15 protein-coding genes are annotated in these 14,106 nt (G+C 71.4%); 14 read left to right on the top strand and 1 reads right to left on the bottom strand.

Features of this window, described 5'->3' with window-relative positions; all coding sequences use genetic code 11:
- Positions 1–84: 84 nt before the first annotated feature.
- The 9 genes from mltG (at position 85) to nusB (ending at position 9,340) form a co-directional block, all read left to right on the top strand.
- A complete protein-coding gene (gene mltG, locus IF17_RS0132885) occupies positions 85–1,857 on the top strand; it encodes an endolytic transglycosylase MltG (RefSeq protein ID WP_030574128.1) in 1,773 nt (590 codons plus the stop codon).
- Complete coding sequence (locus IF17_RS0132880; RefSeq protein WP_030574125.1) at positions 1,844–2,677, top strand: shikimate dehydrogenase; 834 nt, start codon at positions 1,844–1,846, stop codon at positions 2,675–2,677. The genes mltG and IF17_RS0132880 overlap by 14 nt, the downstream gene beginning before the upstream one ends.
- Before the next feature lie 146 nt (positions 2,678–2,823).
- A complete protein-coding gene (gene aroC, locus IF17_RS0132875) occupies positions 2,824–4,008 on the top strand; it encodes a chorismate synthase (protein WP_030574122.1) in 1,185 nt (394 codons plus the stop codon).
- Positions 4,005–5,642 (top strand): 3-dehydroquinate synthase, encoded by a 1,638-nt coding sequence (gene aroB, locus IF17_RS0132870; protein WP_078616109.1) that lies wholly within the window; start codon positions 4,005–4,007, stop codon positions 5,640–5,642. Before aroC ends, aroB begins: the two co-directional genes overlap by 4 nt.
- The gene (gene aroQ / locus IF17_RS0132865; protein ID WP_030574116.1) at positions 5,639–6,079 is read left to right on the top strand and encodes a type II 3-dehydroquinate dehydratase; all 441 of its coding nucleotides are present in this window, start codon (positions 5,639–5,641) and stop codon (positions 6,077–6,079) included. The genes aroB and aroQ overlap by 4 nt, the downstream gene beginning before the upstream one ends.
- A gap of 122 nt (positions 6,080–6,201) precedes the next feature.
- Positions 6,202–7,113 (top strand): Pro-rich N-terminal domain-containing protein, encoded by a 912-nt coding sequence (locus tag IF17_RS0132860; protein WP_030574113.1) that lies wholly within the window; start codon positions 6,202–6,204, stop codon positions 7,111–7,113.
- Positions 7,114–7,182: 69 nt separating this feature from the next.
- Positions 7,183–8,289, top strand: coding sequence for a M24 family metallopeptidase (locus IF17_RS0132855; protein ID WP_030574110.1), 1,107 nt, complete (start codon positions 7,183–7,185; stop codon positions 8,287–8,289).
- Between the two features lie 50 nt (positions 8,290–8,339).
- Positions 8,340–8,906 (top strand): elongation factor P, encoded by a 567-nt coding sequence (gene efp / locus IF17_RS0132850; RefSeq protein WP_018515205.1) that lies wholly within the window; start codon positions 8,340–8,342, stop codon positions 8,904–8,906.
- A 2-nt stretch (positions 8,907–8,908) separates the two neighbouring features.
- A complete protein-coding gene (gene nusB, locus IF17_RS0132845; RefSeq protein ID WP_030574107.1) occupies positions 8,909–9,340 on the top strand; it encodes a transcription antitermination factor NusB in 432 nt (143 codons plus the stop codon).
- Positions 9,341–9,541: 201 nt separating this feature from the next.
- On the opposite strand, the gene bldD is transcribed toward nusB, so the two are convergent.
- On the bottom strand, positions 9,542–10,042 hold the full coding sequence (gene bldD, locus IF17_RS0132840; protein WP_006123181.1) for a transcriptional regulator BldD: 501 nt from the start codon (positions 10,040–10,042) through the stop codon (positions 9,542–9,544).
- Between the two features lie 221 nt (positions 10,043–10,263).
- Here bldD and pyrR point away from each other — a divergent pair, with 221 nt between their 5' ends.
- From pyrR to IF17_RS0132815, 5 genes are all read left to right on the top strand, one after another.
- Complete coding sequence (gene pyrR / locus IF17_RS0132835) at positions 10,264–10,848, top strand: bifunctional pyr operon transcriptional regulator/uracil phosphoribosyltransferase PyrR (protein WP_018515203.1); 585 nt, start codon at positions 10,264–10,266, stop codon at positions 10,846–10,848.
- A gap of 96 nt (positions 10,849–10,944) precedes the next feature.
- Positions 10,945–11,982, top strand: coding sequence for an aspartate carbamoyltransferase catalytic subunit (locus IF17_RS0132830; protein ID WP_030574102.1), 1,038 nt, complete (start codon positions 10,945–10,947; stop codon positions 11,980–11,982).
- A gap of 2 nt (positions 11,983–11,984) precedes the next feature.
- A complete protein-coding gene (locus tag IF17_RS0132825; protein ID WP_030574098.1) occupies positions 11,985–13,274 on the top strand; it encodes a dihydroorotase in 1,290 nt (429 codons plus the stop codon).
- Positions 13,271–13,879 (top strand): PH-like domain-containing protein, encoded by a 609-nt coding sequence (locus tag IF17_RS0132820; protein WP_030574095.1) that lies wholly within the window; start codon positions 13,271–13,273, stop codon positions 13,877–13,879. Before IF17_RS0132825 ends, IF17_RS0132820 begins: the two co-directional genes overlap by 4 nt.
- The coding region (locus IF17_RS0132815) for a carbamoyl-phosphate synthase domain-containing protein (RefSeq protein ID WP_030574092.1) at positions 13,876–14,106 on the top strand (231 nt) is incomplete at its 3' end. The genes IF17_RS0132820 and IF17_RS0132815, both read left to right, overlap by 4 nt.

The raw sequence follows: 14,106 nt of genomic DNA, 5'->3' as shown, positions 1-14,106 counted from the left end.
TCCGCGCGATGCGTCGGTGGTTCGAACAAACACCGCACAGCGAAGCGAAGAGACGGAACGTCGTCTCGCGGCTCTAGGGGATCGATGACTGAGTATGGCCGGGGCCCCGGCTCCGAACCGTGGCATCCCGAGGACCCCTTGTACGGGGACCAGGGATGGGGAGGCCGTCAGGCCGACCACGGCCAGAGCCAGTACGGCGACCAGCAGCAGCCCTATCCGCAGGACCCGTACGCCCAGCAGCACCAGAACCACCAGCAGCACCAGAGCCAGAACCACCAGCAGTACCCGCAGCAGCAGTCGTACGACCAGCACCAGCAGTACGGCCCGCAGCAGCCGCACCAGCAGCAGTATCAGCACCAGCACCAGTACGGCGCGCAGCAGCAGGACCCGTACGGTCAGCAGCCCCCCGCCCAGCCGCAGTACGACGGTGGCGGCTGGGACTCCGGGCAGCAGGCCGCCGTGCCGTACGGGGCCGAGCCTCAGGACCCGTACGCCCAGCAGCAGCCCGGCTACGGCGAATCGCACGACTACTACGGCACCCCCGAGGCCTACCCCCCGCCGCAGCCGCCGGGCCGCCGCGAGGCGCCCGAGCAGCAGCAGAAGCCGTCGACGGACTGGGACCCGGACGAGCAGCGGGAAGAGACGCATCCTTTCTTCACCGGCGCCGACGAACCCGCCGCCCGTGAGCCCCGCGACGACGACGATGACCCGGACGACGACTCCTCCCGCTCCTCGCGCCGGGACCGCGGCGGAGTTGAGCGCAGGGGCGGCAAGGGCAAGAAGAAGAGCCGCAACGGCTGCGCCTGCCTGGTCGTCTCCCTGGTGCTGGTCGGTGGCCTCGGGGGAGTGTCGTACGTCGGTTACACGTACTGGAAGAAGCAGTTCGGCGCCCCGGCCGACTTCGCCGGGTCCGGCACCTCCGAGCGGGTCGAGGTCGAGATCCCCGAGGGCTCCTTCGGCTACGACATCGCGAACATCCTGCGCAAGAAGGGCGTCATCAAGTCCTCCGACGCCTTCGTGGCCGCGCAGAACGACAACCCCAAGGGCAAGTCGCTCCAGGCGGGCGTCTACCTCCTGAACAAGGAGATGTCCGCGGCCAGCGCGATCGCGCTGATGCTCGACCCCAAGAGTCAGAACGCCTTGGTGATCCCCGAGGGCACCCGTAACGTCACGGTCTACGCCAAGATCGACGCACGCCTCGAACTCAAGAAGGGCACCACGGCGGAGATCGCCAAGACCAAGGCGGAGTCGCTGGGCCTGCCCGACTGGGCCGACGACAACCCGGACGTCAAGGACCCCCTGGAGGGCTTCCTGTATCCGGCGGCCTACCCGGTCGCCAAGGGGTCGAAGCCCGAGGACGCGCTGAAGCGGATGGTCACGCGGGCGAACAAGGAGTACGACAAGCTCGACCTGAAGGCCGTCGCCAAGAAGCACAAGCTCGACGGGCCGTGGCAGGTGATCACGGTGGCGAGCCTGGTCCAGGTGGAGGGCAAGACGCACGACGACTTCCGGAAGATGGCCGAAGTCGTCTACAACCGCCTCAAGCCCACCAATACCGAGACCAACCAGCTGCTGCAGTTCGACTCGGCGTTCAACTACCTGAACAACCAGAGCAACATCAAGATCAGCGAGTCCGAGATCCTCAGCAACAAGGACCCGTACAACACCTATACGCAGAAGGGCCTCACCCCGGGCCCCATCAGCAACCCCGGTGCCGACGCCCTGGCCGCGGCCCTCAACCCCACGACCGAGGGCTGGCTCTACTTCGTCGCGACCGACGGCCAGCACAAGACCGAGTTCGCCAAGACCTACGACGAGCACCTCAAGCTCAAGGAAAAGTTCGATGCCCTCGGCTGACGCACACCGGGCGGCGGTCCTCGGCTCGCCCATCGCCCACTCGCTCTCCCCGGTGCTGCACCGCGCCGCCTACGCCGGACTCGGCCTCGACGGCTGGTCCTACGACCGGTTCGAGGTCGACGAGGAGGCGCTGCCCGGGTTCATCGAGGGGCTGGACCGCTCCTGGGCGGGGCTCTCCCTGACCATGCCGCTGAAGCGGGCGATCATCCCGCTGCTGGACGAGATCAGCCCGACCGCCGCCTCGGTGGAGGCCGTCAACACGGTCGTGTTCACCGAGGACGGCCGTCGGACCGGTGACAACACGGACATCCCCGGCATGATCGCCGCCCTGCGGGAGCGCGGCGTCGAGAAGGTCGAGTCCGCCGCCGTCCTCGGCGCCGGCGCCACCGCCTCCTCCGCCCTCGCCGCGCTCGCGGTGATCTGCGCCGGTCCGGTCACCGCCTACGTACGCAGCCGGGAACGCGGCGACGAGATGCGCGGCTGGGGCCGGCGCCTCGGTGTGGACGTGCGGGTCGCGGACTGGGCGGAGGGCGCGCGCGCACTGGAGGCGCCGCTCGTCATCGCCACGACCCCGGCCGGTACGACGGACTCCGTGGCCGCCGACGTACCGCAGAACCCGGGCATCCTCTTCGACGTCCTGTACGAGCCGTGGCCGACGGCGCTCGCCTCGGCCTGGTCGGCACGCGGCGGCGCTGTCGTCGGAGGGCTCGACCTCCTCGTGCACCAGGCGATGCTCCAGGTCGAGCAGATGACCGGACGGCGCCCCGCTCCGCTGGCGGCCATGCGGCAGGCCGGGGAAGCCGCGCTCGCGGCCCGCTGACACGTTCGACCTGATGAAGTGGCGTCCGGTTGCTGGACCGGCGGCCGGACACCGCGCACAGTCGTGGGAGGATCAAAGGCGGCGGGCCGGGGCCGCGCACCCGGCCGCGCCGTTTGATTTTCAGGCGCGAGCATGAGGGAGCACCGTTGAGCAGGTTGCGCTGGCTGACCGCGGGGGAGTCGCACGGCCCCGCACTGGTGGCGACGCTGGAGGGACTTCCCGCCGGTGTCCCGATCACCACGGAGATGGTCGCGGAGGCGCTGGCCCGGCGACGGCTCGGCTACGGCCGCGGCGCGCGGATGAAGTTCGAGAAGGACGAGGTCACCTTCCTCGGCGGCGTACGCCACGGCCTCACCATGGGCTCCCCGGTCGCCGTCATGGTCGGCAACACCGAGTGGCCCAAGTGGGAGCAGGTCATGTCGGCCGACCCGGTCGACCCCGACGAGCTGGCCCAGCTGGCCCGTAATGCCCCGCTGACCCGGCCCCGCCCCGGCCACGCCGACCTGGCGGGGATGCAGAAGTACGGCTTCGACGAGGCCCGGCCGGTCCTGGAGCGTGCCAGCGCCCGGGAGACCGCCGCGCGCGTCGCCCTCGGGGCCGTCGCCCGCTCCTACCTCAAGGAGACCGCGGGCATCGAGATCGTCAGCCATGTCGTGGAGCTGGCCGCCGCGAAGGCACCGTACGGCGTCTACCCGGTCCCCGCCGACGTGGAGAAGCTGGACGCCGACCCGGTCCGCTGCCTGGACGCCGACGCCTCCAAGGCGATGGTGGCCGAGATCGACCAGGCCCACAAGGACGGCGACACCCTCGGCGGGGTCGTCGAGGTGCTGGCGTACGGCGTGCCCGTCGGGCTCGGCTCGCACGTGCACTGGGACCGCCGCCTGGACGCCCGGCTCGCCGCCGCGCTCATGGGCATCCAGGCCATCAAGGGCGTCGAGGTCGGCGACGGCTTCGAGCTGGCCCGGGTCCCCGGCTCGAAGGCGCACGACGAGATCGTCGCCACCGACGAGGGCATCCGGCGCACCTCCGGCCGCTCCGGCGGCACCGAGGGCGGCCTCACCACCGGCGAGCTGCTCCGCGTCCGCGCCGCGATGAAGCCCATCGCGACCGTGCCGCGCGCCCTGGCCACCGTGGACGTCACCACCGGCGAGGCCACCAAGGCCCACCACCAGCGCTCCGACGTCTGCGCCGTCCCGGCCGCGGGCATCGTCGCGGAGGCGATGGTCGCCCTGGTCCTGGCCGACGCCGTCGCGGAGAAGTTCGGCGGCGACAGCGTCCCCGAGACCTCCCGCAACGTCCGGTCGTACCTCGACCACCTCCAGATCCGATGAGCGGCCCCCTGGTCGTCCTCGTCGGCCCGATGGGCGTCGGCAAGTCCACCGTCGGCGAACTGCTCGCCGCCCGGCTCGGCACCACCTACCGCGACACCGACGCGGACGTCGTCGCCGAGGCGGGCAAGCCGATCGCGGAGATCTTCTACGACGAGGGCGAGGACCACTTCCGCGCCCTGGAGCGCCGGGCCGTCGCCGCGGCTCTCACCGGACACGCGGGCGTCCTCTCCCTCGGCGGCGGAGCCGTCCTGGACGAGGCGACCAGGGAGCTGCTGGCGGACCGCCCGGTCGTCTACCTCTCCATGGACGTGGACGAGGCCGTCCGCCGCGTCGGTCTGGGCGCCGCCCGCCCGCTGCTCGCGGTCAATCCGCGTCGGCAGTGGCGCGAGCTGATGGACGCCCGCCGCCACCTTTACGAAGAGGTCGCCCGTACGGTCGTCGCCACCGACGAGAACACCCCCGAAGAGGTCGCCCAGGCGATCATCGACGCACTGGAACTGCCGGAGGGCCAAGCCGCCCCCGGCGTGGAGAGCACCGGCATGACGCAGCAGAGCCCCACCCGCATCCAGGTCGCAGGCTCGGCGGGCTCCGACCCGTACGAGGTCCTCGTCGGCCACCAGCTCCTCGGCGAGCTGCCCCAGCTCATCGGCGACCGCGCGAAGCGGGTCGCCGTGCTGCACCCCGAAGCGCTCGCCGAGACCGGTGAGGCGGTCCGCCAGGACCTCGCCGGCCAGGGGTACGAGGCCATCGCGATCCAGCTGCCGAACGCTGAGGAGGCCAAGACCGTCGAGGTCGCCGCCTACTGCTGGAAGGCGCTCGGCCAGACCGGCTTCACCCGCACCGACGTCATCATCGGCATCGGCGGCGGCGCCACCACGGACGTCGCCGGGTTCGTCGCGGCCAGCTGGCTGCGCGGGGTGCGCTGGATCGCGATCCCCACCACCGTGCTCGGCATGGTCGACGCGGCCGTCGGCGGCAAGACCGGCATCAACACCGCCGAGGGCAAGAACCTCGTCGGCGCCTTCCACCCGCCCGCCGGGGTCCTCTGCGACCTCGCGGCCCTGGAATCGCTGCCGGTCCACGACTACGTCTCCGGCATGGCCGAGATCATCAAGGCCGGCTTCATCGCCGACCCGGTCATCCTCGACCTGATCGAGGCCGACCCGGAGGCCGCCCGAACGCCCGCCGGGCCGCACACCGCCGAGCTGATCGAGCGCTCCATCCGGGTCAAGGCCGAGGTCGTCTCCAGCGACCTCAAGGAGTCCGGACTCCGCGAGATCCTCAACTACGGCCACACCCTCGGCCACGCCATCGAGAAGAACGAGCGCTACAAGTGGCGCCACGGGGCCGCCGTCTCCATCGGCATGGTCTTCGCCGCCGAGCTGGGGCGGCTCGCCGGACGCCTCGACGACGCCACCGCCGACCGGCACCGGACCATCCTGGAGTCGGTGGGGCTGCCGCTCACCTACCGCGGCGACCAGTGGCCCAAGCTGCTGGAGAACATGAAGGTCGACAAGAAGTCCCGCGGCGACCTGCTGCGCTTCATCGTCCTGGACGCCCTCGGCAAGCCCACCGTCCTGGAGGGCCCCGACCCGGCCGTGCTGCTCGCCGCGTACGGGGAGGTCTCCGCGTGACCCGCAGGGTCTTCGTGCTCAACGGCCCCAACCTCGGCCGGCTCGGCTCCCGTGAACCCGACGTCTACGGCGCTACTTCCTACGCCGGACTCGTCGAGACCTGCACCGTGCTCGGCAAGGAGCTCGGCTTCGACGTCGACGTACGCGAGACCAACGACGAGGGCGAACTGATCCGCTGGCTCCACGAGGCGGCGGACGGTTCGATCCCGGTCGTCATCAACCCGGGCGCCTTCACGCACTACTCGTACGGGATGCGGGACGCGGCCGCCCAGCGCACCGCCCCGCTGATCGAGGTGCACATCTCCAACCCGTACGCCCGCGAGGAGTTCCGGCACACCTCCGTCATCGCCCCGGTAGCCACGGGCACGATCGCCGGATTCGGCATCGGCTCCTACCGGCTCGCCCTGCGGGCCCTCGCCGACGAACTGACGGACTGACAGTCCGCTGGTGCTCACGGGCACTCCCTGCCCTCCCGGGCCGTTCACCTTGAGGCGGCCCGGGAAGGTACGGTAGCCGTCCCATCAGCGTCAGTTGCAGTTACGAGACGGAGTGGCACCGGATGCAGCACGCAGTGGGGGCCCCGCTGCCGCCGCCCCAAGGACCCGGTCACGGGCCCGTCGGCTGGTCGCACCAGGCCCAGCACCCCGGTCACCCCGGACCGCCGGGCCCGCCCCCGATACCCCCGCCGCCCCTCGCCCCCGGCCAGGCCCCCCAGCCTCCCGCGCACGGCCAGGCCCCTCCGGCCCCGGGACACGCACCGCAGCCTCCCGCCCCCGGCCAGGCCCCCCAGCACGGCTGGAGCGGCACCGGGCCCACCCCGCCGCCCTCCGGCGGCCAGGCCACCGGACACGTCCAGCTGCCCCCGGGCGGCCCCGTCCCGCTGCCCGCACCCCCCGCCGAGCCCGGCACCGGCGGCGCCACGCTCGCCGTGCTGCTGATCGGCCCCGCCGGCGCGGGCAAGACCACCGTCGCCCGGCTCTGGGCGGCCCGCCGCCGGGTGCCCACCGCCCACGTCTCCCTGGACGACGTCCGCGAATGGGTCCGCTCCGGCTTCGCCGACCCCCAGGCCGGCTGGAACGACCACTCCGAGGCCCAGTACCGCCTGGCCCGCCGCACCTGCGGTTTCGCCGCCCGTAACTTCCTCGCCAACGGCATCTCCTGCATCCTCGACGACGCCGTCTTCCCCGACCGCCCGGTGGTCGGCCTCGGCGGCTGGAAGCGCCATGTGGGCCCCGGACTGCTGCCCGTCGTGCTGCTGCCCGGCCTGGAGATCGTCCTGGAGCGCAACGCCGCCCGCAGCGGCAACCGCAGGCTCTCCGACGAGGAGGTCGCCCGCATCCACGGCCGGATGGCCGGCTGGTACGGTTCCGGGCTCCCGATCATCGACAACTCGACGTACGACGTGGAGACCACCGCCCGGGTCCTGGACGACGTGCTCGCCCGCTCCATCGCGTCCCCGCCCGCCTGGTAGCGGTGGTGCGGGCCCCCGGTCGGATGCGCTGGCCGGGCGGGGAGCGGGATTCGTTCGTACGCTCGGAGCATGTCTGAGGTGCACGCCGTCCGACGCGGGCTGCTCCGCGACCGGTGCGCCGCCGCGGGGTCCGCGGCCGCCCTGGTCTCCCGCCCCGCCAACGTCCGCTATCTCGCGGGCGGAGCGCCTCCCGGCGCCGTGCTGCTGCTCGGCCCCGGCGAGGACGTTCTGCTCTGCCCCCGTGCCCCGGCCGGTGAACCCGGCCACGGGCGGCCCGACGAGGCGCTGCGGGTCGATGTCCTGCCCGTCCCCGACGGGGACCCGGTGGTGGCGGCCGCGGGGCTCGCCGCCGCCTCGGGCGCGGACTCGCTCGCCGTGGAGGAGCACGACCTGACCGTGGCCCGGCACCGGGCCATGGGGAAGGCCGCACCGCGCCTCAGGCTGGCCGACCTCGGCTTCACCGTCGAACAGCAGCGGATCGTCAAGGACGAGGAGGAGATCGGCTGTCTGCGCATCGCCGCGGAGATCACCGACCAGGCCCTCGGAGAGCTCCTCGAATCGATCCTGGTCGGCCGCACCGAGCGCCATCTCGCGCTGGAGCTGGAACGCCGCCTGGTCGACCACGGGGCGGACGGCCCCGCCTTCGCCACCTCCGTCGCCACCGGCCCCAACTCCGGCCAGGGGCGCCACCGGCCCTCCGACCGCCGGGTCGAGGAGGGGGATTTCCTCTCCGTCCGCCTCGGCGCGAACTACCACGGTTACCGCTGCGAGATCGGCCGGACCTTCGTCATCGGCACCGCCCCCGCCCAGTGGCAGATCGAGCTCTACGACCTCGTTTTCGCCGCTCAGCGGGGAGGCAGGGAGGCCCTGGCGCCGGGCGCCGCCTACCGGGACGTGGACCGCGCGGCCCGGCATCCGCTGGAGCTGGCGGGGTACGGAGAGGGCCTCCAGCCGAGGACCGGGCACGGTGTGGGGCTCGAAATCGAGGAGGACCCGCAATTGGCACCGACAGCCATGGGTAAACTGGACGCTTGTGTGCCGGTCACCGTCGAACCGGGGGTCCACCTCCCGGGCCGGGGCGGTGTCCGGATCGATGACACGCTCGTCGTGCGCCCCGAGGCGGACGGCGGACCCGAGCTACTCACCATGACGACCAAGGAACTGCTCGCGCTCTAGCGCGCATCCCCGGTCGTTCCACCAGCTTCAGTCCAGGAGATTCCGCAACCGTGGCTTCCACGAACGACCTCAAGAACGGCCTGGTGCTCAAGCTCGACGGAGGCCAGCTCTGGTCCGTCGTCGAGTTCCAGCACGTCAAGCCCGGCAAGGGCCCCGCCTTCGTGCGCACCAAGCTCAAGAACGTGCTCTCCGGCAAGGTCGTCGACAAGACGTTCAACGCCGGCGTGAAGGTCGACACGGCCACCATCGACCGCCGTGACATGCAGTTCTCGTACATGGACGGCGAGTACTTCGTCTTCATGGACATGGACACGTACGACCAGCTCATGGTCGACCGCAAGGCCGTCGGCGACGCCGCCAACTTCCTGATCGAGGGCTTCACCGCCTCCGTCGCCCAGCACGAGGGCGAGGTGCTCTACGTCGAGCTGCCCGCCGCGGTCGAGCTGACCATCCAGCACACCGACCCGGGCGTCCAGGGTGACCGCTCCACCGGCGGCACCAAGCCCGCCACCCTGGAGACCGGTTACGAGATCGGCGTGCCGCTCTTCATCTCCACCGGCGAGAAGATCAAGGTCGACACCCGCTCGGGCGACTACCTCGGCCGGGTGAACAGCTAACCGTGGCTGCCCGGAACAAGGCCCGCAAGCGCGCCTTCCAGATCCTCTTCGAGGCAGACCAGCGCGGTGAGTCCGTGCAGAGCGTCCTCGCGGACTGGGTCCGGCACTCGCGGACCGACGACCGTCAGCCGCCGGTCGGCGAATTCACGATGGAGCTGGTCGAGGGGTACGCGCAGTACGCGGACCGGATCGACGACCTCATCGTCACCTACGCCGTGGACTGGGAGATCGACCGCATGCCGGTCGTCGACCGCAGCATCATCCGGCTCGGCGCGTACGAGCTGATCTGGATGGACGAGACCCCGGACGCCGTGGTGATCGACGAGGCGGTCCAGCTCGCCAAGGAGTTCTCCACCGACGAGTCGCCGTCCTTCGTGAACGGCATGCTGGCCCGTTTCAAGGACCTCAAGCCGAACCTCCGCCGGGAGCAGTAGCTCTCCAGGGCGGGCCGCTCGGCCACGCACGCCACGAAGGGCCCACGGTCATCCGACCGTGGGCCCTTCGGCGTCTGCGCCGCCGCGACAGGGACGAAAACGCCGGGCCGGCGGAAGCCCGAAGGCTTCCGCCGGCCCGGCGGCACGTTTCTGCTGATGGGTCCGCCGGGGGTGGCGGACCCTGACCTCCCGGTCCCGGTCTCAGCTCTCGTCGTGGGAGACCGCGCGGCGCGCGTCCGCGTCCAGCACGCCCCAGCTGATCAGCTGCTCCGTGAGCACGGAAGGCGACTGGTCGTAGATCACGGCGAGGGTGCGCAGGTCGTCCTGGCGGATCGAGAGCACCTTGCCGTTGTAGTCACCGCGCTGGCTCTGGATGGTCGCCGCATAGCGCTGCAGCGGACCGGCCTTCTCCGGCGGGACATGGGCGAGGCGCTCCAGGTCCAGGACGAGCTTCGGCGGCGGCTCGGCGGCCCCGCCCGGAGTCGTACCGGGCAGCAGCTCCTGCACCGGGACCCCGTAGAAATCCGCCAGCTCGGCGAGGCGCTGTACGGTCACGGCACGGTCGCCGCGCTCGTACGAACCGACCACGACGGCCTTCCAGCGACCCTGTGACTTCTCCTCCACGCCGTGGAGGGAGAGGCCCTGCTGGGTGCGGATGGCACGGAGTTTGGCCCCGAGCTGTTTTGCGTATTCGCTGGACATATGGCTCCCCGGACGCTGGAACAGTGTGCGGCTCCGCCGCGTGGCTGGTAACTCACTGTGAGGTTACGCAGCGTTACTTGGATGCGTCAAGCCGGATGGTCCGGACCGGCACCTCCAGGGGGCGGGGCCAAGGCCTTGCACAAGCCCTGGTAACGTGGATGACGTAATTTCGACGTCCTTTAAGGTCCGTCCCGTGAGGCGGAGAAGGAGGTCCGTTTCTTATGGACGCACAGCACGACGACACCGGCAACGCGGCACGCCCCGTTCTCGAGGCCCCCGACATCGCCCGTGTTCTGACCCGTATCGCCCACGAGATCGTCGAACGCGCCAAGGGCGCCGACGACGTGGTGCTGCTCGGCATCCCGACGCGGGGCGTCTTCCTCGCCCGCCGGCTCGCCGACAAACTCGAAGAGATCACCGGCCGGAAGATGCCGGTCGGCTCCCTCGACATCACCATGTACCGCGACGACCTGCGGCTGCGCCCGGCGCGCGCCCTGGCCCGTACGGACATCCCGGGTGAGGGGATCGAGGGGAAGCTGGTCGTCCTGGTCGACGACGTGCTCTTCTCCGGCCGCACGATCCGCGCCGCACTCGACGCGCTCGGCGACATCGGCCGCCCGCGTGCCGTGCAGCTCGCGGTCCTCGTCGACCGCGGTCACCGCGAACTCCCGATCCGTGCCGACTACGTCGGCAAGAACCTCCCCACGTCGCTGCGGGAGACGGTCAAGGTCCAGCTCGCCGAGGAGGACGGCCGCGACGCCGTGCTGCTCGGTGTCCAGCAGGCCGCCCCCGCGGACGCGCAGTAGCCCGAGCGGCTCCCGTACGGCCCTTCGGGGGACGTACGGCTCGCTCCTGCACGCCCGCATGCCTTCACCACTCCTCCAGCCACCGGAGAACCCCAGATGAAGCGCCACCTCATCTCGGCCGCCGACCTCACCCGCGACGACGCCGTCCTGATCCTCGACACCGCCGAGGAGATGGCCCGGGTCGCGGACCGGCCGATCAAGAAGCTCCCCACCCTGCGCGGCCGTACCGTCGTCAACCTCTTCTTCGAGGACTCGACCCGGACCCGAATCTCCTTCGAGGCCGCCGCCAAGCGGCTCTCCGCCGACGTCATCAACTTCTCCGCCAAGGGCTCCTCCGTCTCCAAGGGGGAGTCCCTGAAGGACACCGCGCTGACCCTGGAGGCGATGGGCGCCGACGCCGTCGTCATCCGGCACGGAGCCTCCGGGGCCCCCTACCGGCTCGCCACCTCCGGCTGGATCGACGGGGCCGTGGTCAACGCCGGCGACGGCACCCACGAGCACCCCACCCAGGCCCTGCTGGACGCCTTCACCATGCGGCGCCGCCTCGTCGGCGCCGACGCCGGCCTAGGCCGGGACCTGGAAGGCCGCCGCATCACGATCGTCGGCGACATCCTGCACAGCCGCGTCGCCCGCTCCAACGTCCACCTGCTCACCACCCTGGGCGCACACGTCACCCTGGTGGCCCCGCCCACCCTGGTCCCCGTGGGCGTCGAACAGTGGCCCTGCGACGTCAGCTACAGCCTCGACGACGTGCTGGCGAAGTCCGATGCGGTGATGATGCTGCGTGTGCAGCGCGAACGGATGAACGCCGCCTACTTCCCGACCGAGCGCGAATACTCCCGCCGCTACGGCCTGGACGGCCAGCGCATGGCGAAGATGCCCGAGCACGCCATCGTCATGCACCCCGGCCCGATGGTCCGCGGCATGGAGATCACCGCCGAGGTCGCCGACTCCGACCGCTGCACGGTCGTCGAGCAGGTCGCCAACGGCGTCTCCATCCGGATGGCCGTCCTCTACCTGTTGCTCGGCGGCTCGGACACCGCGCTGTCCGCTCCCGCCCGCCCCGAAGGCTCTGCCCGTCCCGAGAGCCCCGCCCGTACCGAGGCCACCGCCCGTACCGAGGAGACCAAGTAACCATGAGCAAGATCCTTATCCGCGGTGCGCGCATCCTCGGCGGCGAGCCGCAGGACGTGCTGATCGACGGCGAGACCGTCGCCGAGGTGGGCACGGGCATCGAAGCCCCCGAGGGCGCCACCGTCGTCGAGGCGGCGGGCCAGGTCCTGCTGCCGGGCCTCGTCGACCTCCACACCCACCTGCGCGAGCCCGGCCGCGAGGACTCCGAGACCGTCCTCACCGGCACCCGGGCAGCGGCGGCGGGCGGCTTCACCGCCGTCCACGCCATGGCCAACACCTTCCCCGTCGCCGACACCGCCGGCGTCGTCGAGCAGGTCTGGCGGCTTGGCAAGGAGTCCGGCTACTGCGACGTGCAGCCCGTCGGCGCCGTCACCGTCGGCCTGGAGGGCAAGAAGCTCGCCGAGCTCGGCGCGATGCACGACTCGGCCGCCGGAGTGAAGGTCTTCTCCGACGACGGCAAGTGCGTCGACGACGCGGTGATCATGCGTCGCGCCCTGGAGTACGTGAAGGCCTTCGACGGCGTCGTCGCCCAGCACGCCCAGGAGCCCCGCCTCACCGAGGGTGCCCAGATGAACGAGGGCATCGTCTCCGCCGAGCTCGGCCTCGGCGGCTGGCCCGCCGTCGCCGAGGAGTCGATCATCGCCCGCGATGTCCTCCTCGCCGCGCACGTCGGCTCCCGCGTCCACATCTGCCACCTCTCCACCGCCGGCTCCGTGGAGATCGTGCGCTGGGCCAAGTCCAAGGGCTGGAACGTCACCGCCGAGGTCACCCCGCACCACCTCCTCCTCACCGACGAGCTGGTCCGCTCCTACAACCCGGTCTACAAGGTGAACCCGCCGCTGCGCACGGAAGCCGACGTCATGGCCCTGCGCGAGGCGCTCGCCGACGGCACCATCGACTGCGTGGCCACCGACCACGCCCCGCACCCGCACGAGGACAAGGACTGCGAGTGGGCGGCGGCCGCCATGGGCATGGTGGGCCTGGAGACCGCGCTCTCCGTCGTCCAGCAGACGATGGTGGACACCGGCCTGATCGACTGGGCGGGCGTCGCCGACCGCATGTCGTTCCGCCCCGCGGCCATCGGCCGTCTCGAAGGACACGGCCGTCCCGTCTCGGCGGGTGAGCCCGCCAACCTCACGCTGGTCGATCCGGCATACCGTGGAGCCGTGGACCCCGCGGGCTTCGCGTCCCGCAGCCGAAACACCCCCTACGAGGGGCGTGAGCTGCCGGGCCGCGTCACCCATACCTTCCTGCGGGGCCGTGCCACGGTCGTCGACGGGAAGCTCGCGTGACAACACTGACCCCCCTGTACCTGCTGGCCGCCGAGAAGAAGTCGGCGGAAGTGACGGACTGGTCCGCCCGCATCGCCTGGGTGATCGGGCTGTTGCTCTTCATCGCCCTCGTCTACTGGCTGATGCGCGAGGGCTGGAAGTGGCGCGGAAAGCTCCAGTCCGGCCTGCCCGAGCTCGCGACGACCCCCGACGGCTTCGCCGACGACGAGGTGCTGCTCACGCTCACCGGGCGCTACCACGCCTCCACCACCGCCGGGCAGTGGCTCGACCGGATCGTCGCCCACGGCCTCGGCACCCGCAGCCGCACCGAGCTCACGCTCACCGCACGGGGCCTGGACGTCGTACGCCCCGGCGCGAGCGACTTCTTCATCCCGGCCGAGGCCCTGCGCGAGGCCCGTCTCGACAAGGCGCTCGCCGGCAAGGTCCTCCCCGAGGGCGGCCTGCTGATCATCACCTGGGCGCACGGCGAGACCCAGATCGACTCCGGCTTCCGCTCCGACCACGCGGCCGAGCACCAAGCCTGGGTCGAAGCCGTCAACCGGCTCGCCGACGCCCCGGCGGCCACGGAACTCACCAGCACCACTACGGAAGGCACCGCACGATGACGATCTCCACCCGGGGGGCCCAGACCCCCGCCGTACTCGTCCTGGAGGACGGCCGTGCGTTCCACGGCCGTGCCTATGGGGCCGTGGGGGAGACCTTCGGCGAGGCGGTGTTCTCGACCGGGATGACCGGTTACCAGGAGACCCTTACCGACCCCTCGTACCACCGTCAGGTCGTTGTCATGACGGCCCCGCACGTGGGCAACACCGGGGTGAACGACGAGGACCCG

The organism is Streptomyces cyaneofuscatus (assembly GCF_000718135.1).
GTDB classification, from domain to species: domain Bacteria; phylum Actinomycetota; class Actinomycetes; order Streptomycetales; family Streptomycetaceae; genus Streptomyces; species Streptomyces cyaneofuscatus.
This window is presented reverse-complemented; position numbering and strand designations above follow the sequence as displayed.

Coding starts and splice junctions, on each gene's coding strand:
- IF17_RS0132830 (WP_030574102.1), top strand. CDS start 10,945: ATGAAGCGCCACCTCATCTCGGCCGCCGACCTCACCCGCGACGACGCC.
- IF17_RS0132880 (WP_030574125.1), top strand. CDS start 1,844: ATGCCCTCGGCTGACGCACACCGGGCGGCGGTCCTCGGCTCGCCCATC.
- aroB (WP_078616109.1), top strand. CDS start 4,005: ATGAGCGGCCCCCTGGTCGTCCTCGTCGGCCCGATGGGCGTCGGCAAG.
- pyrR (WP_018515203.1), top strand. CDS start 10,264: ATGGACGCACAGCACGACGACACCGGCAACGCGGCACGCCCCGTTCTC.
- IF17_RS0132855 (WP_030574110.1), top strand. CDS start 7,183: ATGTCTGAGGTGCACGCCGTCCGACGCGGGCTGCTCCGCGACCGGTGC.
- IF17_RS0132860 (WP_030574113.1), top strand. CDS start 6,202: ATGCAGCACGCAGTGGGGGCCCCGCTGCCGCCGCCCCAAGGACCCGGT.
- mltG (WP_030574128.1), top strand. CDS start 85: ATGACTGAGTATGGCCGGGGCCCCGGCTCCGAACCGTGGCATCCCGAG.
- bldD (WP_006123181.1), bottom strand. CDS start 10,042: ATGTCCAGCGAATACGCAAAACAGCTCGGGGCCAAACTCCGTGCCATC.
- IF17_RS0132825 (WP_030574098.1), top strand. CDS start 11,985: ATGAGCAAGATCCTTATCCGCGGTGCGCGCATCCTCGGCGGCGAGCCG.